Annotated in this window: 16 protein-coding genes and 7 pseudogenes; 7 read left to right on the top strand and 16 right to left on the bottom strand. The window is 49.9% G+C overall.

The window, feature by feature from the left end; genetic code table 11:
* Positions 1 to 311: transposase (locus ACJHYR_RS25185; RefSeq protein WP_140432897.1), on the bottom strand; the 311-nt coding region annotated here is incomplete at its 3' end.
* Positions 312 to 364: 53 nt separating this feature from the next.
* On the opposite strand from ACJHYR_RS25185, the pseudogene tnpC reads away from it, so the two are divergent.
* The 4 genes and pseudogenes from tnpC to ACJHYR_RS25165 form a co-directional block, all read left to right on the top strand.
* Positions 365 to 934 (top strand): annotated as a pseudogene (gene tnpC, locus ACJHYR_RS25180) (IS66 family transposase); the annotation flags it as partial.
* A gap of 28 nt (positions 935 to 962) precedes the next feature.
* Positions 963 to 1,946, top strand: a pseudogene (locus ACJHYR_RS25175) (IS3 family transposase); the annotation flags it as partial.
* A gap of 92 nt (positions 1,947 to 2,038) precedes the next feature.
* Positions 2,039 to 2,083, top strand: a pseudogene (locus tag ACJHYR_RS25170) (EAST1 family heat-stable enterotoxin); the annotation flags it as partial.
* A complete protein-coding gene (locus ACJHYR_RS25165) occupies positions 2,074 to 2,514 on the top strand; it encodes a transposase (RefSeq protein ID WP_072006416.1) in 441 nt (146 codons plus the stop codon). The pseudogene ACJHYR_RS25170 and the gene ACJHYR_RS25165, both read left to right, overlap by 10 nt.
* Positions 2,515 to 2,750: 236 nt before the next feature.
* On the opposite strand, the gene ACJHYR_RS25160 is transcribed toward ACJHYR_RS25165, so the two are convergent.
* The 9 genes from ACJHYR_RS25160 to ACJHYR_RS25120 all read right to left on the bottom strand — a co-directional run bounded on the left by ACJHYR_RS25160 (position 2,751) and on the right by ACJHYR_RS25120 (position 12,453).
* Positions 2,751 to 4,247, bottom strand: coding sequence for a carbohydrate porin (locus ACJHYR_RS25160; protein ID WP_001696225.1), 1,497 nt, complete (start codon positions 4,245 to 4,247; stop codon positions 2,751 to 2,753).
* Between the two features lie 99 nt (positions 4,248 to 4,346).
* Positions 4,347 to 5,273 carry an aminoimidazole riboside kinase gene (locus ACJHYR_RS25155; RefSeq protein ID WP_000108759.1) on the bottom strand — a complete coding sequence of 309 codons (927 nt, stop codon included), beginning with the start codon at positions 5,271 to 5,273 and terminating at the stop codon, positions 4,347 to 4,349.
* Between the two features lie 29 nt (positions 5,274 to 5,302).
* The gene (locus ACJHYR_RS25150; RefSeq protein ID WP_001313183.1) at positions 5,303 to 5,614 is read right to left on the bottom strand and encodes a DUF2913 family protein; all 312 of its coding nucleotides are present in this window, start codon (positions 5,612 to 5,614) and stop codon (positions 5,303 to 5,305) included.
* Between the two features lie 61 nt (positions 5,615 to 5,675).
* Positions 5,676 to 5,879, bottom strand: coding sequence for a DUF2913 family protein (locus ACJHYR_RS25145; protein WP_001313182.1), 204 nt, complete (start codon positions 5,877 to 5,879; stop codon positions 5,676 to 5,678).
* 5 nt (positions 5,880 to 5,884) lie between these two features.
* Positions 5,885 to 6,400 (bottom strand): PTS glucose transporter subunit IIA, encoded by a 516-nt coding sequence (gene crr, locus ACJHYR_RS25140; RefSeq protein ID WP_000523727.1) that lies wholly within the window; start codon positions 6,398 to 6,400, stop codon positions 5,885 to 5,887.
* 63 nt (positions 6,401 to 6,463) lie between these two features.
* Positions 6,464 to 7,894 (bottom strand): glycoside hydrolase family 32 protein, encoded by a 1,431-nt coding sequence (locus tag ACJHYR_RS25135; protein WP_000813683.1) that lies wholly within the window; start codon positions 7,892 to 7,894, stop codon positions 6,464 to 6,466.
* Positions 7,891 to 9,168, bottom strand: a complete 1,278-nt coding sequence (locus ACJHYR_RS25130; RefSeq protein ID WP_001099190.1) for an MFS transporter — start codon at positions 9,166 to 9,168, stop codon at positions 7,891 to 7,893. Before ACJHYR_RS25130 ends, ACJHYR_RS25135 begins: the two co-directional genes overlap by 4 nt.
* 54 nt (positions 9,169 to 9,222) lie before the next feature.
* On the bottom strand, positions 9,223 to 11,349 hold the full coding sequence (locus ACJHYR_RS25125; RefSeq protein ID WP_000433621.1) for an alpha-galactosidase: 2,127 nt from the start codon (positions 11,347 to 11,349) through the stop codon (positions 9,223 to 9,225).
* Positions 11,350 to 11,442: 93 nt separating this feature from the next.
* Complete coding sequence (locus ACJHYR_RS25120; protein ID WP_000053329.1) at positions 11,443 to 12,453, bottom strand: substrate-binding domain-containing protein; 1,011 nt, start codon at positions 12,451 to 12,453, stop codon at positions 11,443 to 11,445.
* 425 nt (positions 12,454 to 12,878) lie between these two features.
* On the opposite strand from ACJHYR_RS25120, the pseudogene ACJHYR_RS25115 reads away from it, so the two are divergent.
* A pseudogene (locus ACJHYR_RS25115) lies at positions 12,879 to 14,107 on the top strand (IS3 family transposase).
* Between the two features lie 326 nt (positions 14,108 to 14,433).
* On the opposite strand, the pseudogene ACJHYR_RS25110 reads toward ACJHYR_RS25115, so the two are convergent.
* From ACJHYR_RS25110 to ACJHYR_RS25095, 4 genes and pseudogenes are all read right to left on the bottom strand, one after another.
* Positions 14,434 to 14,997: pseudogene (locus ACJHYR_RS25110) on the bottom strand (inovirus Gp2 family protein).
* 63 nt (positions 14,998 to 15,060) lie between these two features.
* Positions 15,061 to 15,386, bottom strand: a pseudogene (locus ACJHYR_RS25105) (TOTE conflict system archaeo-eukaryotic primase domain-containing protein); the annotation flags it as partial.
* A 139-nt stretch (positions 15,387 to 15,525) separates the two neighbouring features.
* Positions 15,526 to 16,089, bottom strand: coding sequence for an inovirus-type Gp2 protein (locus tag ACJHYR_RS25100; protein WP_032353635.1), 564 nt, complete (start codon positions 16,087 to 16,089; stop codon positions 15,526 to 15,528).
* Between the two features lie 1,209 nt (positions 16,090 to 17,298).
* Positions 17,299 to 19,122: a hypothetical protein gene (locus ACJHYR_RS25095; protein WP_313895732.1), complete on the bottom strand. Its 1,824-nt coding sequence runs from the start codon at positions 19,120 to 19,122 to the stop codon at positions 17,299 to 17,301.
* 100 nt (positions 19,123 to 19,222) lie between these two features.
* On the opposite strand from ACJHYR_RS25095, the gene ACJHYR_RS25090 reads away from it, so the two are divergent.
* The gene (locus tag ACJHYR_RS25090) at positions 19,223 to 19,471 is read left to right on the top strand and encodes a helix-turn-helix transcriptional regulator (protein ID WP_001349431.1); all 249 of its coding nucleotides are present in this window, start codon (positions 19,223 to 19,225) and stop codon (positions 19,469 to 19,471) included.
* 15 nt (positions 19,472 to 19,486) lie between these two features.
* Complete coding sequence (locus tag ACJHYR_RS25085) at positions 19,487 to 21,052, top strand: DUF3987 domain-containing protein (RefSeq protein WP_000164162.1); 1,566 nt, start codon at positions 19,487 to 19,489, stop codon at positions 21,050 to 21,052.
* A 223-nt stretch (positions 21,053 to 21,275) separates the two neighbouring features.
* Here ACJHYR_RS25085 and ACJHYR_RS25080 read toward each other — a convergent pair whose 3' ends face one another.
* Together ACJHYR_RS25080 and ACJHYR_RS25075 are read right to left on the bottom strand one after the other, a co-directional pair.
* Positions 21,276 to 22,484: a tyrosine-type recombinase/integrase gene (locus ACJHYR_RS25080; protein WP_000279862.1), complete on the bottom strand. Its 1,209-nt coding sequence runs from the start codon at positions 22,482 to 22,484 to the stop codon at positions 21,276 to 21,278.
* Positions 22,485 to 22,751: 267 nt separating this feature from the next.
* Positions 22,752 to 23,093 (bottom strand): annotated as a pseudogene (locus tag ACJHYR_RS25075) (DUF2726 domain-containing protein); the annotation flags it as partial.
* Positions 23,094 to 23,204: the final 111 nt, after the last annotated feature.

Genomic DNA, 23,204 nt, shown 5'->3' with positions numbered 1-23,204 from the left:
CGGTCGAACTCCGCCTTCGCAAAATAAGCGGAAGCCTGGCGAAGGATATCGTTACTGCGGCGCAGTTCACGATTTTCACGTTCCAGCTCTTTCAGACGCTGACGTTCAGCGGTGGTGAGCCCGCCATCACCGCCTCCGGTATCCCGCTCATGCTGGCGCACCCAGACACGCAGAGTCTCCGGTGTACAGCCAATCTTTGGGGCAATGGAACAAATTGCCGCCCACTGTGAGTCATATTCGCCCTGACTTTCCAGAACCATACGAATCGCCCTCTGACGGACTTCGGGGGAAAAACGAGTATTTTTAGTCATTCTGTTTACCTCTTTCTCAGGGAGTTTAGTCTCCAGGATTCCCGGGGCGGTTCAGAATAACGGAAGCCGCGTGTATGGCTCATGCCCGGAGAAAAATCCACGATGTGCATGCAAGAGCGCCCACCGACATCACCACGGAAGCCCTGCAGCGTATCGGTGAACTGTATGCCATCGAGGCAGAGGTCCGGGGCTGTTCAGCAGAACAGCGTCTGGCGGCAAGAAAAACCAGAGCCGCGCCACTGATGCAGTCACTGTATGACTGGATACAGCAACAGATGAAAACACTGTCGCGTCACTCAGATACGGCAAAAGCGTTCGCATACCTGCTGAAACAGTGGGATGCACTGAACGTGTACTGCAGTAATGGCTGGGTGGAAATCGACAACAACATCGCAGAGAACGCCTTACGGGGAGTGGCCGTAGGCCGGAAAAACTGGATGTTCGCGGGTTCCGACAGCGGTGGTGAACATGCGGCGGTGTTGTACTCGCTGATCGGCACATGCCGTCTGAACAATGTGGAGCCAGAAAAGTGGCTGCGCTACGTCATTGAACATATCCAGGACTGGCCGGCAAACCGGGTACGCGATCTGTTGCCCTGGAAAGTTGATCTGAGCTCTCAGTAAATATCAATACGGTTCTGACGAGCCGCTTACGGCCGTTATCAACGGCGCCCGGAAAAGTCAGGCTTGTAGGTGTATCGGTATTTCTATTCGGACACTTCAGCGCTGGACTAATGGCAACGTCATCACCACGGACCGAAGATCCGATACTGTAAACAGATCTCCCCGAAATAAGCTGTCAGAAGCGGAAAGATTGCGGATACTGGAGTTGTGCAACTCTCCAGAGTTTGCATCCTTACCTCCAAATGTGATCGTACCAACTCTGGCAGACAGGGGTATTTATATTGCTTCTGAATCAAGCTTTTATCGTGTACTGAAATCAGCCAACCAGTTGAAGAAACGCTCCCGTGAATGTCAGTATAAACGGCCTGATGTACTCAGGGCCGTTGCACCGAATCAAGTCTGGAGTTGGGACATCAGCTATTTGCCGTCCTGGGTCAGAGGTCAGCATTTTTACCTCTATATGATCGTCGATATTTACAGTCGCAAGATTATTGCTGCAGAGGTATTTGCCAGCGAATCTGGAAAACATGCAGCAGAACTACTCCAGCGGGCAGTATGGAATGAAAAATGTTCATCCAACAATCTGGTACTCCATTCTGATAATGGTGGTCCCATGCGCAGTTACACGTTGTTGGCGAAAATGTATGCGCTTGGTGTGCTAAGTTCTTATTCCCGGCCAAGAGTCAGCAATGATAATCCTTACTCAGAATCTTTGTTCCGGACTCTCAAATATTGTCCCTGGTGGCCTGAGAACGGTTTTCGCACTATTAATGATGCCAGAGTATGGGTAAACCGTTTTGTAAACTGGTACAACTTTGAACATAAGCACAGCGGGATCAAATACGTCACGCCAGCCGAGCGTCATCAAGGTAATGATATGAAAATACTGGCGGCCAGAAAAGCAGTATACCAGCTAGCACGCGAACAGCATCCTGAACGTTGGGGAAAGCATCTACGTAACTGGGACTACATATCAGAAGTTTACCTGAATCCAGAAAAAGAGGCTGCATAACGTAATTTTATTACAAAAGGCGACAACTACCTTGAAAAACGCCGCCAAACTGCGATCGATTCAGATGCCATTTTGCACCATCAACACAGTATATCCGAAGGCCCGCATCCAGTTATGCGTCGTGCATATGGTGCGCAACAGCCTGCGCTTCGTGTCATGGAAGGACTACAAGGCCGTCACTCGCGACCTGAAAGCGATTTATCAAGCTCCCACGGAAGAGGCAGGTCAGCAGGCACTGGAAGCGTTCGCTGCGGCCTGGGACAGTCGCTATCCTCAGATAAGCCGAAGCTGGCAGGCTAACTGGCCGAATCTTGCCACGTTCTTCGCTTATCCAACGGACATCCGCAAAGTGATCTATACGACGAATGCCATCGAGTCGCTAAACAGCGTGATCCGCCATGCGATCAAAAAGCGTAAAGTGTTCCCGACAGACGACTCGGTGAAAAAAGTGGTGTGGCTGGCAATCCAGTCTGCGTCCCAGAAATGGACGATGCCGTTGAAGGACTGGCGAATGGCAATGAGCCGCTTTATTATCGAGTTCGGTGACCGCCTGGACGGTCACTTCTGAGAAAAGGCATTTACACAGAATCCTAAACAGGCTCCCGTCACGATACCCGGTATCAATCAATGAAGTCCATTTAATTGATGACGTCGAAGTTATGGCATGTGTGACGATGCTGAGAAAGCGCCCTTTTTCAGGTGTTTTTTTAATCTTTTTGGGGTTTAAATTCCTATTGATGAACAACGCTTTCATTTACGGGACAATGACCGGCAACGCTCCCGGTACACCGGGAGCGTTAGTGTTCAGAACCAGGTTTCCATCTGAACGCCAAAATTCCATTCCCCGCCTGCATTAAACCCGCTACCGCCGAAAGCATCATCACTGGCGTAGTTATCCAGTCTGCTGCTCCAGTCCATCCAGGTGGCGAACAGACGCAGTTCCGGACGGCTGAAGAAGTCCCCCAGACCTCCTGCCTTGAGGGTGGGCGCAAACGTCAGCTTGTAAAAACTGCCGTTAACAGCATTGCGGTCCTTATACCCTTCAGGTTTCAGATCCATGTACTGGTAAGTGCCCTCAAACGCCAGCGCAAAATTCTGCGTCACCTCCTTAATCAAGCGGGTGTTCAGGGTCACCCATTCATAACTGTCTCCACGGGCATAGCGATCCTTACTGCCCTGCGCCATGACTGACGGGGCGATATGCCAGCCGTTTCCGAGCGGGGTGGTACCATATGCAGCAAGACGCCAAGTATCCGCATCACTGCGTAGTGCACCGTCAGAGCCAATCCCCTTCACTTCCGCCCCCAGACCATGCCCGTACAGAAGTGCTATTTTCGCCGTTCCCTCACGTAATCCCCAGAAACTGTCATTATGAAGTCCGGCCAACACATGCACACCGTGGCTGGCGGCACTGGCATGGATAAGGTCGCCATTATTGTCCCTGCGGTCATCATTATCCTTTGCCCGCATACCGCTGACCATAAGCTGGAACGGCCCGGCAAAGTGGTTCATGGTAAGGATATAGTTCTGGACGTTGTTATCGATATCCTCCATCTCCCCGAAATTGCGTCCATACAGGGAGAAGTTACTGCGCAGAGTGTCGTTCCATTTCACGTCATAGATACCGCCCCCGGTTCCGCCGAGGAAAACCACGTCCGAGTCCAGCCAGTGGATATCAAAGTTGTCACGATCGAAACGTTTACCCGCCCATACCGTACTGTGCTTCAGCGGCCCGGTGAAGTCCGGCAGATTTCCCAGTTCAGCCACCACCTGGCGGACGTTAAGGTCACTGGAGTTCGCCGACCAGTCGTTATAGGTTTTCTGACCATCCGCCAGCATCACCTTAAACCGGGTGGTGGCCCCGCTTTCGAGCGTCTTTTTGTGCTCAAACACGGTTTCCACATAAGTGTCTCCCTCATTCCCGAGGCGCCCGACCGAGCCACCGGTCTCTCCGGCAGGCGTCAGATACGGACCACTTTTGCTGCCGGATGCGGCATCGTTCATCAGCAGACCCGAGCGGGCATAACCGTGAAACTCAAAACCACTATTGTCCGCTTTCTTTTCCGGTGGTACGGATACGGTCTGTGGCACAACAGGTTGTGTCGCCGGGGTGGCGGCCAGTTGCTGCACCTGCTGTTCTGTAGCGGTTGCCCGTGATTCAGCCTTCTGAGCACGGGTTTCAGCATCCTGAAGCCGTTTTTCCAGGGCCGCCAGCCGGGCTTCAATACTGTCGGTATTCCCCGCCGCAAAGACCGGGGAACAGGCCAGCAGAATGGTACACGAGAGAAGGTGTTTTTTCATTTTTATATCCTTGTAAAAATAGAGGTATTGTTGACAGCTAAATCGATTTAGTCACCCGCAACAAAAATGACGTGCACAACGGTTACGGGCAGGAAACGGTCAGGGGTGTTTCAGTAAATCCTGGCGACGGGGTAACGCTGTCATGGCACCTTTTGCTGTCGTGGCAAGCGCACCACAGCGCTGGGCCTGTTCGATGACGGATGCGAGTGCCTGCTCACCGGAGGGCATCCCCTCTGCCGCCAGCGCTGCCAGCAGACCTGCCACGAAGGCGTCACCGGCACCGGTCGTGTCCACACTCACCACCGGTGTTGCCGGGAAGTACAGGTTTTTTCCCTGCCAGCGAGCCATCACGCCATCCTTTCCTTGGGTTACCAGCAGCAGCGCCAGGGGATAATGTGATGCCAGAACATCGGTTCCCTTCCGGACATCCTGTTCACCGCTGATAAAGAACAGTTCCTCTTCCGATACCTTTGCCACATCCGCCAGCATGAGCGCCCGGTGCAGACACTCACGCAGTTGCGATATGCTCTGCCACAGGTCAGTCCGGATGTTGGGGTCAAAGCTGACCCTGCCGCCAGCCTGCCGGATGTTCTCCATGGCCTGAAACGTGGCGCTGCGGCAGGGCTCTGCACTCAGGGCATTGGAGCAGGTATGCAGCCATTCACCGGCACGAAAGGGCGGTAAATCATCAGGGGTAAGGAAAAGGTCTGCCGAAGGGCGCACCATAAATGTGAAGGTTCGTTCACCACCCGGCACCAGCGACACCACCACTGTGGAAGTCCGGTACAGAGGGTCGGTATGCATATACGCCGTGTCCACACCCTCATCAGCCAGGGTTTTGCGCATAAAACGCCCGAAAGGGTCATCCCCCACACACCCGACAAACCCGCTCAGGCCCCCCAGTCGGGCCACGCCCACGGCAACATTGGCAGGCGCACCACCAGGGCACTGCAACAGCGTGCCCGGCTTCTCCGGTAATAAATCCACCACGGCATCACCGAGACCCCATACTTTTACTGTACTCATTCATACTCCATGATTTTCATCAGTCATATTCAGCGGATGACAGACAGCTCAAACATCGCCATATCCGTGGTTCCGGCTGGAATTGGATACCAACCCGCATTCCGGAGCAGGGCAGCGAGGGCAGACACATCGCCGGTCAGGGGATGCAGCAACCTCCCCTGATAATCAAATGCCGCCTCAAGACGTGAGCGGGAAAGATAAAAGCTGCCGGCATCCCCGTTCGGAACCACGACATTACGCCCCTCCCATTTCCGGTCGCTCAGTATCCGCCAGCACCAGCCCTGCTCCCTGATGGTTTCCAGGGCGAATGTCAGGCGGAACAGGTCAGTCTGTACCGACACATCACCAGAGCAGGCCTGCCACAGATACTCCAGCCTGCTGCGGATATCTTTCGCCCCGCTTTCACTCTGCAGGGCTCTGATATGTGCGGGGAAAACGGTGCTGTTTCAGTGCTGTGCTCCGCCAGCGGTTTAGAAACAGGTTTTCCTGGATTTTTGACGCAATCCGGCCATCCCGGCGGGCCAGATGCAGGGCTACCAGCCCGCACCAGGCCAGATGTGCGGCTTTCCCTGATACCAGCTGCCCGCTGGCGATATTGTCACTCATGGCGCTTACTGGCTGCTGATATCAAAAACCGGTGTTTCTCCGGCGATGACCGGGCCGGAGAACAGGGTTATCTCCTGGACACGGTCAGAGTCCGCCACAATCACCGGTGTCAGCGTGGACTGTGCTTTCTGCTGAAGTAACGCAAGGTCAAACCCGATGACGGGGTCACCGGTGCTGATCAGCTGGCCTTCCTGGGCAATACGCCGGAAACCCTCTCCCCTGAGGTCAACTGTGTTAATACCGAAGTGCACGAACAGTTCAGTGCCACTGTCGGTGCGGATGGAAAACGCGTGCTTTGTCTCCAGTATTTTACCGATAGTGCCGCTGACAGGAGCCATCAAGGTATCGCCGCCGGAAGGACGGATAGCAATACCATCCCCCACTATTTTCCCGGCAAACACAGCATCCGGAACCGTGTCCAGAGGGACAATTTCACCGGACAGCGGTGCCATCACGCGGGTGACTTCCGCCGGTTTCTCATTTTCACTTATCAGTTGTTTAATCCTGCCCAGTAATCCCATTGTGCTTTCCTTCATTACGGGTGAACCGAAAGTACTGCCGTCACCGACGGCAGTGGAATTATTTCAGGCCAGCGTCCACAGTGAGCCGTCCGTCAGCACAGCCTCGCCGTGAGCTGCATATAGCGACAACCGGCGGGTTCCGGGCTGCGGGTAAATACGGCTGGACAGGGTGGCATCGCCATCGTTAACGAACACTTCCACCGATGAACGGTCCAGGAAAACCCGTAGCGTCAGATATTCTGCGCCAGGCAGCGCGATACTGCGGTAACCGTCCAGCCCCTCATCCGGGTAGTGACGCCAAAGCACCAGCCGTCCTGCCTGGTTATCCACATACAGCCGGAGCCCGTCTCCCAGGTGGATGCCGTAATGCTCTGCCTGACTGTCGAGGGTATGCCACGTCAGCACCAGTTCCACGGCCTGTGCGTCCTCAGCCAGCAACTGCGTGCCACTGAGCCTTACAGGGTGTAACGGCTGGCACGTCCCGCGAAGGGATTCGGCTTCGCGAACCGGACGCTGACACAGACGACCATGGCGTTCAAAAAGTTCCCTCGGCAGGGTCAGACATCCGGCCCAGGCCTCACGCTTTGTAGGCATCGGGGAGTCCCACATATTCATCCAGGCCATGATGATGCGCCGTCCGTCCTCCGCGACCAGGGACTGCGGGGCATAAAAATCATGACCGTGATCCAGTTCTTCAAATGCCCCGCTCAGGGCAAAAGCGGCCCCCGGCTGCCAGTGACCCGGTAAAACTCCGCTCTGAAAGCGGTTGCGGAACCGGTATCCGCCGGGCGTCATCCCCTGCGGGGAGAACATCAGCCAGTGATGGTCGCCACAGCGGAAAAAGTCCGGACATTCCCACATATAGCTTTCTCCGGCTGCCGACTGCGCTAGAACCCGTTCCTGGCGCCAGTCCCGCAGGGATGTGCCGCGATACAGCAGCACCTGACCGGTGTCAGAGGTATCCCGCGCGCCGATAACCATCCACCAGTATCCCCCTTCCCGCCAGACCTTCGGGTCACGGAAATGCATGATGCCTTCCGGTGGCGTCAGCACGCAGCCCTGTTTCTCAAAGTGAATGCCGTCACGGCTGGTTGCCAGACACTGGACTTCGCGGATGATGCTGTCATCCCCCCGATCCTCCAGACAGAGATGACCGGTGTAGATAAGCGACAGCACGCCGTTGTCGTCCACTGCGCTGCCGGAAAAACAGCCATCCCGGTCATATTCATCACCGGGTGCCAACGCAACCGGCTCATGCTGCCAGTGCAGCATGTCCGGACTGGTGGCATGTCCCCAGTGCATCGGCCCCTGATGTTCACTTGCCGGATGGTGCTGAAAGAATGCGTGATAGCGACCGCTGAAATAAATAAGCCCGTTCGGATCATTCATCCATCCGGCAGGTGGAGCCAGATGAAAAACCGGGTACCAGGTATCACCACGACGGGCGCGGAGTGTATCAAGTGCAACCTGTGCAGAGGCAAGACGCTGTTTCATAAGCGAACCTCCGTCTGTGCTGTAGCGGTTTCTGCTGACGGGGCAGCCGTTTTACGGGTACTGCTCAGGGTGAAAGCCGATAACACGGTGACCGCAAGGACAATACCGCCCAGAACCAGATAGGTGTTCTGGAACCCCATGCGGTCATACAGGTGACCTGCAAAGGTTGAGAGGAATATCGCCGCCAGTTGTTTGGAGAACTGAAAGCCAATCAGATAAATGGTGGCCGACAGCCGGGTATCAAACACGCCGGTGATATACTTGAACGCACCAACCAGCAGGAATGGGACTTCAAGGGCATGCAGCATTTTCAGGATCACCACTTCAGTAGCCGTGGTGGCAAAGGCCGACCCTGTGATGCGGATGGTCATAATCAGACCCGCGACAAGCAGTGTGTTTTTGGCACCAATGCGGTTGATTATCCAGGGGGAGCAGAACATGATGATGGCATTGCAAATCTCGCCAGCCGTGGTGGCAAAACCAAATGCCCGGATCCCCGCCTGCGGCGTGTCAAAAAATGCACGGAAGAACGTGGCAAACTGCTGGTCAAACACGTCATAGACGCAGGCCACCCCAATCATGTAAAGCACGAACATCCACATCTGACGCATACGAAACAGACTGAACACCATTCCGGCGGAAATCACGGGCGAGTTGGCACCCAGCGCATTCATGACCATCGCTGTCTGACTGGTTCCGGGACGCGCCAGCGCCACCAGAAGGACCAGCAGCAATGCGCAGCCGGACCCCATCCAGAATACCAGGGACGGATCCACGTTGAAAAGCAGCCCTGCCGTGGTGGCACACAGCGCCCAGCCCAGACAGCCGAACATCCGGGCCTTACCGTATTCAAATCCGCTGCTGCGGCTGACACGTTCAATATAGGCTTCGATGGCACCGGCTCCCGCAGAAAAAACGAAGCCGATAAAAATCCCGCCGCTCAGTGCTCCGGCCCAGATGTTGAACCGCAGCAGCGGCGCAAAAACGTACAGAAAGAACGGTGCAAACAGGACCAGCAGCAGGCTGATGATCCACATCAGGTGTTTTTTCAGGCCAAGACGGTCTGAGATGACCCCCAGCAGCGGCTGGAAGCTGATGGCAAACAGGGAGAGGCATGAAAAAACAATCCCGGTATCCGTTTTACTCAGCCCCACAATGTCTGACAGCCAGACGGGCAGAAACGGGAAACAGGTTGCCATGATGAAAAAGTAGAGAAAAAAGAACAGACCAAATATCCAGAAATCGGGGTTTTTATGAGTACTGACAGTATTCATTATTGTTATCCTCACGGGACTGAGTGCAGGGAGCCGTGACCGGCTCCGGTCCTTTTATGCCAAACGTTCAAGGGCAATCAGCATGGCGCTTTCCGGATCCAGTACGGGAAGCTGAATACCGGCCTGCGCCAGCCATTCCCCACTGATGTCGGAGGTCTGGTTCATCCAGCCGGGCAGCCTGCGCATGGTATGCCCGCCTTCACCGACCAGCTGAATATCCGGATGGTCAACAACACGAAGCCGGTAACGGGCCTGTGGTGCCAGCCCCGGAAAACGTAGAGCACCCGGCAGGGTGTGATCCGGCATGGCAAGCTGGCTCACCAGGAAGAGCGCCTGCGACTGATCCGGGCTGACCACCCCCTGCACCTGTGTCGCCGCATCCGGCATATCCACCCGCCATAGGGTGCCCGTGTGGATAAGCTGCCGCCATTCTTTGTAGAGCGAGGCATAGCGGCGGTAACCGGCGGATTCCTCTTCTCCGGCCGTTACCGGATCCAGCTCCAGTCCCATATGACCGAACAGGGCCGTCAGACCGCGAAAGGCAATGCTGTGCTGCCGGAAGGTGGCATGGCAGCGATGATGACCGATGTGTGCCCCCATAACCTCCGGCGGGAAAAAGTAACTCATGCCACGCTGTATGGTGCAGCGCTCCAGGGCGTCATTGTTGTCAGAAGCCCAGAAGCGGTGCGTGCGGGTCAGAACCTCAAAGTCGATACGTCCACCGCCGGAAGCGCAGGACTCAAACTCAACACGGGGAAAACGTTCGCGCAGGAGATCCAGCAGCCGGTAAAACTGACGGGTCTGCGCGTCCGCCGCCGCCCGACCTTCATGCCCGGCCTGGACCAGCTCGCGGTTCATGTCCCATTTCACATAGTCAACTGGGTGTTCGCCCAGCAGCCATAAACAGCGTTCATAAATGTAAGCAAAGGCCTCAGGAATGTTCAGGTTGAGAACATACTGATGTCTCCCGGTTGGTTGTGTGTACCCCGGCATTGACAGTACCCAGTCAGGATGGCGGCGAAAGAGGTCAGAGTCCGGGTTAATCATTTCCGGTTCCACCCAGATACCGAACTCCATGCCGAGTGATTTCACATGGTTAATCACCGGCATCAGTCCGTCCGGATACTTCTGTTCATCCAGATACCAGTCGCCCAGAGCCGCATGGTCATCATTGCGCCCCTTAAACCAGCCGTCGTCGATAATGAAACGTTCAACGCCAAGCGCTGCCGCACGTCCGGCCATCTGCATGATGTAGTTCGGGTCGTGGTCAAAATAAATACCTTCCCAGGTATTGAGGTGCACCGGACGGGGTTTCTGCTCAGGAAAACGGATGATTTCATCGCGCAGAAAACGGTGGTACTGCTGACTCATACCATTGAGCCCCTCCGGGGAATAGCTGGCGTACAGCCACGGCGTGTACACGGTCTCATCCTTCTTCAGGGCTTTTTCTCCGGGCATCCACAGTGCTTCCGCCTGGAGGTAACGCCGTCCGTCAGTTTTGACCTCACATTTCATGCGATGGTTGCCACTCCAGCCCAGATGTACGGCCCACACCTCGCCCTGCTGTTCTGAGAAACCGGGGGCACCGGCAATCAGTGCCGGAAAATGCTCATGGGACGTGCGGCCCCGGCGGTTCTCCAGCACAAAACCGTCATGTGTGAGACGGACCCTGTGCGGCTGAAACTCACGAGTCCAGCGTCCGTGGAAGGCCATGACTTCCTCTGCCCTTTCAGCCACAGGGAGCGTGATGGCGAAGCGGTTCACCTGCCAGTCCCCTTCACGGAGGTTCGTCAGGGCATGACGCATCTTCAGCACACCGGACGATGTCAGCACCAGTTCACTGACCATGCGCAGACCCGCCACTGCATCCTCACTGGTCAGGGTGAGTGATTCTCCGGCCTGTACCACGCTGATGGTACGGAACACAGGGGACGCATCCAGCCCGTTGCGGTGTCCCTCCAGCCCCGGCGAGCCAAAAAGTCCCGCGCCGTTTTCGGCCATCAGCGTCAGTGGGGTGTCGGTATCCAGACGACCATTCGCAACCGGCCTTTCCAGGCTGATACAGTCATCCGGTGAAAAGTGTTTCAGGGTGGATCCCCACCAGACAATCTCTGCATACGGGTGGGTTTTAATAATCAGGTCTGAGTGGGGACTGGTCAGCCTGCGGTACATCGGTTCCATAAGACATCTCCGTTTTCGGGTATGCCTTACTGTTGATCCGAATCGTTTCGGATAGCAACCGAAACGATTCGGATTTGTGAGCGGGATTAAAAATCAGGCGGAGGGAGCAAGCGTTGTCTTGCCAGGATGAAATTCCGGCTGCCAGAGTACTTGTAGCATTTCAGGTGAAACATTCGTGACCAGCTGGCGTATCATGTCGGCAATCTGACGACCGACGCGATGTCGTGTTGACTGAAGAACTGCAGCCACATCCTGTTCAATAATACTGTCCTGCGGCAGACCATCATAAACCACAAGAGAGACGGCATCCTCTCCGGACAGATGACCGGATAACTGCAGCGACATGGCCGCGCCATCACCGATCAGGTCACTGTCGGTAATAATGGCCGTCGGGGGAAGCGGAAGTGACATTAACTCAGTCACTGCCTGGAAACCTGAGCGTCGGGTGGGAGAGACCCGGCGTAGCCAGGTCTCAGGCAGACCATGTTCACTCAGGGCATCGCGCCATCCCTGACGTCGTGCAGTGACATAGGCACGGGAGTTGTCCTCACTCAGCAGGGCAATTCGCTGATGGCCTAGGGCAATCAGGTGCTGTGTGGCCTGCCAGGTTCCTGCATGGTTATCAAAGTCAAACCAGGCACAGGGAAGACCGGACGGCACCTGACCGAGTGCCAGAAACGGAATACCGGCCTCCTGCAGGTGTGTAAGACGCGGGTCATTATCCATCGTGTGCGCCACGATAAGGGCATCAACCCGGCGGCTTTCGACCAGACGCATATAGCTGTGGCTGTCAGCCCGTTCATCATCGGCTATCAGCAGTAAGTCAATATCATGGCGGGCCAGTTCCCGGCTGATACAACTGACCATATCCACAAACACACTACTGCTGAACAGTACAGCATGTTCAGGGAAGACCAGGCCGACCGCATCGGTTTTACCGGTTTTGAGACGTCTTGCCAGGGTATTCGGGCGATAACCACGACGCCGAGCTTCCGCTTCTACACGTGCACGGGTCGAAGCGGAAACGTCCGAAAATCCGCCAAGCGCCCGGCTGACTGTGGTGACAGAGATCCCGAGTTCGGCGGCGATAGCCTTGAGTGACATATTTTCTCCTGCGGATAACTGAACAGCCCTGTCCCTGATGCGGGTGATCCGGGCAACAAACCTGACAGAGACGCCTGCATAAGTGGTCGCGCTGTACCAGTATGAGCCTCCATCATCCTGATTTGTGTATTAACTTTCAATACCGGAGGACGATTTGATTACCGGTTGTTAGCAGGAGTGCGAATATTAGACCGACGGTGGAGATCTAAGACTCAGTGAGCATAGCGATACACTATATTACTGTAATTAAGCCAGTAAACTTCCTGTTCACTGGCTTAAACGCTAATGATGTATGCAGTTGAACAAGCTTTTAAACTAATGATTAATTGATATATAGACTGGCCCCCTGAATCTCCAGACAATCAATATCACTTAAATAAGTGATAGTCTTAATACTTGTTTTTAGACTAGTCATTGGAGAACAGATGATTGATGTCTTAGGGCCGGAGAAACGCAGACGGCGTACCACACAGGAAAAGATCGCAATTGTTCAGCAGAGCTTTGAACCGGGGATGACGGTCTCCCTCGTTGCCCGGCAACATGGTGTAGCAGCCAGCCAGTTATTTCTCTGGCGTAAGCAATACCAGGAAGGAAGTCTTACTGCTGTCGCCGCCGGAGAACAGGTTGTTCCTGCCTCTGAACTTGCTGCCGCCATGAAGCAGATTAAAGAACTCCAGCGCCTGCTCGGCAAGAAAACGATGGAAAATGAACTCCTCAAAGAAGCCGTTGAATATGGACGGGCAAAAAAGTGGATAGCGCACGCGCCCTTATTGCCCGGGGATGGGGAGTAAGCTTAGTCAGCCGTTGTCTCCGGGTGTCGCGTGCGCAGTTGCACGTCATTCTCAGACGAACCGATGACTGGATGGATGGCCGCCGCAGTCGTCACACTGATGATACGGATGTGCTTCTCCGTATACACCATGTTATCGGAGAGCTGCCCACGTATGGTTATCGTCGGGTATGGGCGCTGCTTCGCAGACAGGCAGAACTTGATGGTATGCCTGCGATCAATGCCAAACGTGTTTACCGGATCATGCGCCAGAATGCGCTGTTGCTTGAGCGAAAACCCGCTGTACCGCCATCGAAACGGGCACATACCGGCAGAGTGGCTGTGAAAGAAAGTAATCAGCGATAGTGCTCTGACGGGTTTGAGTTCCGCTGTGATAACGGAGAAAAACTGCGGGTCACGTTCGCGCTGGACTGCTGTGACCGTGAGGCACTGCACTGGGCGGTCACAACGGGTGGCTTCGACAGTGAAACAGTACAGGACGTCATGCTGGGAGCAGTGGAACGCCGCTTTGGCAGCGAGCTTCCGGCGTCTCCAGTGGAGTGGCTGACGGATAATGGTTCATGCTACCGGGCGAATGAAACACGTCAGTTCGCCAGGATGTTGGGACTTGAACCGAAGAACACGGCAGTGCGGAGTCCGGAGAGTAACGGAATAGCAGAGAGCTTCGTGAAAACGATAAAGCGTGACTACATAAGTATCATGCCCAAACCAGACGGGTTAACGGCAGCAAAGAACCTTGCAGAGGCGTTCGAGCATTATAACGAATGGCATCCGCATAGTGCACTGGGTTATCGCTCGCCACGGGAATATCTACGGCAGCGGGCCAGTAATGGGTTAAGTGATAACAGGTGTCTGGAAATATAGGGGCAAATCCAATCGTTAGCCATGGCCTCCCTACTCCAGAGATAATATAAAGGGGCGGGCTCAACAGATTTATCTTTACGTCGCTTGCACTGCAAATATTCAGAAATTAGTCTATGCAGTTCACCAGTAAAATCAGCCATCAGAGAGGGAATTGCCTTATTCATACCTGGGCAAGGTATTAATTTAAATTGTAATAATTTAATTTTAGGATGTGTAGCTGCAGCCCGATACAGAGTTGCAAGGACACACTTTTGCCAGAGGACGTTACAGGAAAGCTTAATGTTTGATTCTGTATACATAATAAATCACCTTACAGTTACAATAGGTCAAAAACCGCTGTAGCCAAAGTTACGCTGACCTGATGCTTTAGTGTCGAGCTTCGTCAGATAATCCAGACGTGCCAATAAGCGCTGATACTGCTCAGGGAAATCAGGATCGTTAATATCCAGGATGTAACGTCCATTAGTAGGGAAATGAACTAATCCCTGGTGATCTTCCAGTTCCAACCCTAAGGCGCTGTACCAGGCTCCGGTAATTAACCCTCTCAGGGTGTCAGAGCGCTCATAGTCTCCCAGGTGGTAATAGGCGTCTTTGTTAAACAACAGGCAGACGTGATAATGACATTTAAAGGACTGTGTATATTCTTTCGCCCAGATAATACAAACCGACGTTGCGTAGGTGCGTTTGCCTTATTGTTTTTTACGGTGTTGATCTGCATTAATTTTCGCATTCAGCGAGTTACGGAAACGAGATATCTCTCCGGGGATCAGGTTAGGGAAACAGGTAATGGTATCCCCGTTGTCAATCACAGGAGGGTAATGGAGATCCCCCCGTATTGCTGTTATTCTGGAAGTATTTTTAATATTCGTATTGATAGTTCTCAGAGATATATCACACTCTAGATATTTTAATTAAGTATCAGTTCGATATCGGCATATTGTACACTACCTCAGGTAGATGATGAGATCAGATACAGGGATCAACTGACGGTGAACGCAGTCCCCACATTTTATCCAGGGCTTACTGCATATTCCCAACAGCCATTCGTTAGCCAGGTAGACGAATACCCTTTCCGCTGGTTTTGCTTTCCCATCGAAGGGCCCATACATCATCACGCCCGCGAAACAACCGACGAAATAATGCAACCTTCTCGTCGGTGGATAATACGAAAACGCACTGCACAGGGCTCTGCGGTTTACGTCACCATTCAATCCCATGAGCTTCAAGTTATGCTTGCCCTTAGTGCAGCTAATTCATCACTGTCAGATTTATGAACTATATGCGTTATCTGTACCTGCCCCACGGGGTACCACCACAGAAGATGAAGTGTCATAGTCCCCTGCGCTGAGGACAAAGCTACGCATTAACGACAAATCCACGCGATAACTTACGATAGTTCGGACATAAGCCCCCATAATTCAGTTATGTCGTGGTCGGCCGCGGTTACTTTTTTCGGGAAGCTTGCTACGCCCCAGAATAATACCGTGTTCTTTCTGATCCTGTTTAGCCAGATAGCTAAGGGCGTAACGTAAGTCGTCTACCGCAGACTTATCACTATAGTGAATCACGTGATCGATACGCACCGGGTATTTATCTTTAGCCCGGCACAGATGAAAATAAGCCTCCCCTTCCGTGATCCGCCTCCAGATATCTCCCAGTTGCCTGGATATCTGATAAGAGTTCTTGTGACGTTGTCCATCCAGGTAGCCGATAAAATGAATATGAAGTCCTTTGTCTGGGGTATATTCCATTACCCAGTAATATCCCGCCAACATCGTCTGGGTTTCGCTAAGTAAACGGTATATTTCCATACACATACTGTGCTTACAGGAATGACCGAAACTGGGCGTGTCTTTCCTGTAGGCAAAATCAATTCTGAAAGGTAACAGTTTAGAAAAACGTTGAAACAACCCCTCCATGTGTTCATTCACATCTTTCAGAATCGCGAAATTCATTTCGTAATTGGGATTGGCATTATACATTTTATAGTCCTTAATTTATAAAACTCACAGGAAGAGGAAATTATGTAAATACTGAGAGAACATAAACGCCGTACCACGGCATTAATAAACGAAGTAAACCAGCAGCACAGACACCCTGATAAAACTGTTTTGTATTACCGCATCGCTGTAACAAGGTAATACTTCAGAATTCAGTGAGGCTCTCTTAAACAGAGGACCAGTAAGAATTACAATGGTAAAAACACACCTCATAGAATTGAGTTTAAGGAAGCACCATTCACTCAACCTGACATTCACAAAAGTCAGTACCAGGTGGCCTCAGGTAACATCGCTATTAATATTATCCTGCCATTAAGTAAAAACAGAAACTCTGTGAGGAAGTCTCACCAATATTTGACCAGTAGCATAAAGAATAACGATATGAGAGATACGCCCACACCAGAGATGATTACCCCATACAAAAAGATAATATTTATTAATACCACCGCACCTCAATAGACTAATAACACACTAATAGCGTTTTGGTACACACTTAACACTAACTATGCACCAGACACATACTCAGGATTAACATTCCCAACATTTATGGTACTCTCAAAGAGTATAATTCACCACACAGGTAAACTCTCACACCAGTAGTATGGAGATAATGCTGTACACATACTTACAGAGTAAAGTGTACAGTTAGCATACAGTGGCGAGCAGACATTACAACATAAAGACATAAGATAGCATAATAAGAACATAACAAAACTCCCACTAATAATACTAATTAACCTTAATTCTTTTTTGAACAGGAAATCAACATTGCTCCAGACCTCTTCAGGTCATACACTTTTGTATTGGATGTTCAATGTGTACTTCTGCACAAACAAAAAAATAAAACCCGCAAAATAAAATATCAGCCCCAAAAATACAGCGTGAAACACCACGTTATGGATATGTTTTCATATCACCAGAAGCATATTTCACACATACAATACAGAAACAATTCATCATATAATCAGGGTTACTGTTCACTCCTCTCGGTTATCCGCGAGACGATAAAACATGACACTAATCACAAAAACGAGAGATAGTATTTGCGAAATATAAACAACATAAAAATCAATGCGTTGCGATTTTTTATTTTTTCAGACATGCATGCCCCCTCTGCTATTGTTGCTAGCCGGCTAGCAACAATAGCAGGGATATACAAACATCGGATGCCAAAAACACGTTCCGATAATATCATCGAGGATCTGACTGGTTGTTTTTAGTATCATCACCACAAATGATGGTTAATGCGTTGTAGATCAGTCTGCGTCTGTTCTTGTTTTCAGCATTATTTCCATACAACATCATGACGTTTTTAATATCATCAACCGGTGATATTACATAATCAACCAATACGCCAAGCTTCTCAATACATTGCAGTAAAGTATATTTGTGTCTGCCCGTAAATAATCCTATCAGGTTTTCTTTACTTTCACGACTGGATAATATTTTGTTCTCTGTAATTAATTCAGCCAACGTTTCACCATCGTAAACACGTTCTTTATCTATCAGAATATTTATCTTATCTAACGCCCTCTCTACATTATCAAGAAGACCTGTAATATACGGAGGCTGAATATCTGACTTTGTACTAATATTTGCAAGCATCGAATTATACATTTTAATGACACGCATCAGAGTAAAATTATTCGCATCATATTGTATTTCATCTTCATTATACGCAGGATCCGTCACGACCCTTAAGTCCATAAATGCATCCTGATAAGCTTTTACATAATCAAGTAATTCGAACAGTGAACCATGCTTTATTTTCTCCCTGTTTAATTTGATCTCCAGCGCTATCCTGAGAACTGAAAAAGCGCCGGGAAGATACCCAGAAGGTAACTCGTATTTTGGGGATTCATCATAAAACCGAAGAGCTTTGTGGAGTTTGTTCCGCCGAATCAGATAAATAAGGACGGCCAGTAACATGTAGCACCTGGTCACATAACCACGGGCATTCTGCAACTGTTCAAAATAATTAATAATGTTTTCCAGATATACATCATCATAACTTTTCTTATCAGAAAGATTAAACACCATATCTTTTAAAGATTCGATATATTCTTGTGATTTATCATCAAGTGACACAATATAACGAGTTAATGCTCCTTTGGGGCCACTCTCAAACTCATGAAACCGTTCAAGTAATGCTCTTGCATAAGGCGTTGTGTCAAAAATATTAAAATCATAAAGATAGCGTGCAGCGTAGCCATACAACCCATGTACCCAAAGCCCTTCTCTTATCAGCACTCTGAGATAATATGCAATACTGTCAAGTATCTTTACCTTCCGTTGCATATCAAGCAAAATACTTAATGAATAAAATGCATAATAGAACTTGTCAATGTTGTTGAGTATTCTGTCCAGCTCACTCTTATCAAGCTTCTTCTCTCTGTAATCCTTCTTGTATTCATTCTTACAGGCCTTTATATATTGTTTCATAAGGCTCTTCCTTTTACCGTACCCTTTTCGAATAGTTCCCTGGTATTTTCCCAGCTCATACATTTTTCCGTTTTCCCGAAAATCTTCTTTGTTAAATCCCAGTTCAGCAAGATACTCCCGGAGATAACGTTTAACGGCAGCCTCATCGCTTTCTGTACCAGAGTAATCCAGGCAGGGACAATATGATTTTTGCAAAAAATTATAGATATGATAATAAAACCCTGTTTCATTCTCCGGACGATATGTGTTATATATATCCAGCACAATAAAAACAACTCCAAAGCTTTTCAGAAAATAGTTACGGATATATTCGGACTTTAATGTTGAATACACAGGGTAAGAATTCATCATGTAATAAAAATATTCATACCGGGAAAATATAATTCGCCGTTGTTCCAGACTATACACCCCTTCAGCATCAATAATGTGACTGAGCTCATTATAACGTTGATCCCAGAATCTTTGATGCGCTCCAAAATCAGTACTCTTCCGCTTATCTCTCGGACTCTCTCCTTCCTTAAACAACTCAAAAACTGTACAAATATCATACAAAAGATTTGTAAACATGCGCATCTGCTCTGATCTCCGGTTGGTTTCCGTTTTATCACAGGGGACATTCTGGCCTTAACGTAGCAAATTAATGACATAGCCTTCAACTCACATGGAGAACAATATGTCAACCCAGACCGGACATTTTTATACCCCCTCACGCATCCTGCGTATGGCTGAACTTACCCGACTCCTTGGTATATCAAGATCGACCATCTACGAAAAAATGAATCCGGCATCAAAATACTACGATGCCACCTTTCCCCGGCCTGTCCGGCTTGGGAGTTCGGCTGTAGGCTGGCGGGCATCTGCCATTGATGAGTGGTTAACTTTACATACAACACCAACCAGATCCGTAACTAAGGATAAATAAGGAAAACTGTACGCCATGACAAAATTATCCCCCCCTGAACTTGACATAACTAAACTGCCTGACAGGTGCCAGGCATTACTTGATGAAATGCATGAAGAAACGGGAATAAGCCGTGAAATACTGCTGTCTGTTATGCTGACGGTCAAGGCTGCCTCGGTCCAGGATACGCATGAAGTTGAACTTTCTGGAGGGCAGCGTACCAGTCTTCAGATATATATGTGTCTTTCATCAGCATCAGGCAGTGGAAAAACCTCTGCCTGCGCAAAATTAATCGCCCCTGTTCATGAAACAGAAGAAGAACTACATCAGGCATATATCGACGATAAAAAAAACTATGATCGCATGATGGAAATGTGGACAACAGATAAAAAAATCCTGGAGCGGAGATATAAAAAGGAAATGGAAAGATCCCCGGAAAATGCTGCTGCTGCACGAGCAGCGCTTGAAAAGTGTATAGCAAATAAACCCGTACCTCCCGTACAACAGGTTCTCATCGTGAATGACGCGACACCAGAAGGGATAGCTTTGAAACTCAGCCAGTCACCTTCTCTTCTGTTGCTGTCTGATGAAGGAGGAACTATTCTGGATAAGCGTTTCGAACGCAAATCGGCGCTGTACAACACATTATGGAGTGGGCAACCAGTCACCGTAGAACGGGCATCCAGACCCGGGTTCCGGGTAAAGGATTCCCGTCTCACTATGCTTATACTGACTCAACCGGTAATATTTGATAAGTTTTTTACTCTCACTGGCGACCAGATCCGGGGCAATGGCTTTCTGGCCCGGGTGCTATTTTGCGAACCCGGAGCAAATAAAATAATGACGACAGAACCGCATACTGCCACTCCTGTTGTAACGCAGCAATGTGCAACCTGTTTTCATGAGAAAAGTTTTGGCAGTCAGATCAGAGACTCTCTGAGAGCGTCCCGGGAAAGGCGTGCAAAAGGTGAGCAACGCATCCGCATGACATTATCACACGCAGCATCCCACGATCTGGAAATCTTTCACGAAGAAAATATGAGTGCTGTCAGGCAGAACCCACGTATGACCACTTTCGAAGACATTATCGTCAGGAAAAGAGAACAGGCTGTTCGAATAGCCGCACTTCTGGAGCTGGAGAACAATCCACATGGTACAGTAATAACACGAGAAAGTATCAATAGTGCTATTTATCTCGTTGATTTTTATTTTCAGCATCTTATATCCAAACTAGAATCACTTCGGGAAATATCTCCTGCAGAAAAACTGGATAAATGGCTCAGAGAAAATATCATCCGGGTAAAAGGATACGAATATCAAAAAAGCCATATACTACAATATGGTCCATATGCTCTCAGGAATAAATGTGTTCTTGATGAAGCACTTGATATACTTGCAGAACAGAAAAAAATCGTAATTGATTATTCAATCGGCCAAAAAATCATTTATATCGGTGACGCGATTACACCTTGTGAATTAGCAAATGAGGCAAACATCCCGATAATGGAGCGTGGAATGTTTATAGTCTGTTGGGACCATAAGCTGAATAAGTACAGAAATGAAGAACAGACTAAAATATGGAACATAACTACAAAAAATTAAAGTTCCCGTCTTTTATCATTCAGTTACCAACCTGAATATCTGAAACAATGCCAGACATCGGTTACAAACTGGCATTGTTTTTATCATTCAATTTATAAACTACAATATTACGTATTATTTTTACATTTATGTCATTGCAAATATCAGACAAACAAGCATTATAACTCAATAAGTATATTTTTCGTGATTACAGACGACATCTGCAAATCTGTGAGATGTGATTTCATCGCTGGTTTTCCATAATCTGAGACATCACATAATCCGCCCATGCCTGCATCATCGGTATACGCTGATCCAGCAGATCAGTCCGGTGATATGCCGCCTCAACCTTATTTTTCAGCGTATGGGCAAGCGCCCTTTCCGCCAAATCCCGCGAATATCCCTGTTCGCTACACCAGTCCCTGAATGTTGAACGAAAACCATGTGCTGTAGCCACTCGTCCGGGTATATCACTGATGGCCTTCTTTTTACGCAGAAAACTCGTCAACACCATATCTGAAAGGATCTGCTGCTTTCTGGGAGAAGGAAACACCAGTTCGTCATGCAGACCACGTATATTTTCCAGAACGTGAATGGCCTGTCGGGATAAAGGAACACGATGCTGTATCCTGGCTTTCATTCTTTCTGCGGGTATCGTCCATATCCGCTTATGAAAATCAATTTCAGCCCAGCGCATTCCCCTTGCTTCGCCCGAGCGGGTTGCTGTCAGTATCACCATTAATAACAGTGCCCGGGTAACATTATAAGGTTCATCTGTATACACACTGGTCGCCACAAAAAGCGGTAACTGCCTCCAGGGCATTGCCGGCTGGTGTTCATCACGTCCTCTTGATTGCTGTGGAAGCAAATGATCAACCACATCAACAGGATTCGCCACACAAAAACCATGCGCCCAGCCCCACTGCATAACAACATGAATGCGCTGTTTAACCCGGCTTGCCGTTTCTGACAAGGTTAACCAGACTGGACGCAGTGTTTCTGCCACGTCCGCAGCCGTAATCGAATCCAGCGTTTTTGCTCCCAGTTGAGGAAACGCGTAATTCTCAAGCGTCGATAACCACTGCCTTACATGCTTTGGATTTTCCCATCCAGGAGACAGTTCTGCATGTACACGCCTGGCTGCATCGGCAAATGTTGGGATAACAACTTTTTCAGCTTCAGCCTTTTTAATCTCCAGAGGATCATCACCTGCAGCAAGTTGCTCTCGCATTATCCGGGCAGTACGTGCAGCTTCAGCAATACTGACCTCAGGATAAGTTCCCAATCCAGCATTACGCCTTTTTTGTGTCACCGGACTTACATAACGAAAAACCCATTTACCCCTCCCCTTTACTGAAGAAGGATGAAGAGTCAGTCCTGTAATTCCCCCATGGGGCAATGGTTTGTCATCAGGTTTGATATGCCTTGCTTTAGTATCCGTCAATACTGCCATACGCTAATTCCTGTTACTCTGGTATGCCATTCAGTATGCCATTAGTCTCTCACTTCACTAAGAATACATTAGATAACATCGGACAGCAAAAATTGTAATGCATTGTTTATAATGAGGTTATATAACACTCCCGGATTAAGTCAGATTTATTTCAGGCGGTCCCCCTCACCGCCATCTTTAAAGAAGAGCTCGTACGAAGGTACGGGCTTTTTTTTTCGTATATTGCACACACCGGGGGGATGAGAAGCCCCGACCGGGGTACATTAGTTAATGCAACGGTTCACCCTTTGTCGCCACGGCTAATGGGCGAATTTTGTCACGGGTATCCCAGACCGGAGGGATTTCATCCAATTTAGTGACAGAAGCTCGTACAAAAGGCACCCGTGCAATAGTCATAATCGTATTCAACCAACGGTCACGAATAATGCGATCTGCCCTTTCATGACTCGGATCATCCAGCTCAATAACACAGACTATTTTGTTGTTCTTCTTTGAAACCAGAACATAATCCATTGCCATTCCATTATAAATTGCAAAGAAACGCTTTCTTTCTTCTTCGCTAAACTCGGGTTGTTCTGGAAAGTTGATCAAGCGCCCCAGAGAGACCTGGTGAACCGCCCCGGAAATCCTGGAGACTAAACTCCCTGAGAAAGAGGTAAACAGGATGACTAAAAATACTCGTTTTTCCCCCGAAGTCCGTCAGCGGGCGATTCGTATGGT

Origin of the sequence: Escherichia sp. WS1450 (genome assembly GCF_046487395.1) — a bacterium.
GTDB classification, from domain to species: Bacteria; Pseudomonadota; Gammaproteobacteria; order Enterobacterales; family Enterobacteriaceae; genus Escherichia; species Escherichia coli.
This window is presented reverse-complemented; position numbering and strand designations above follow the sequence as displayed.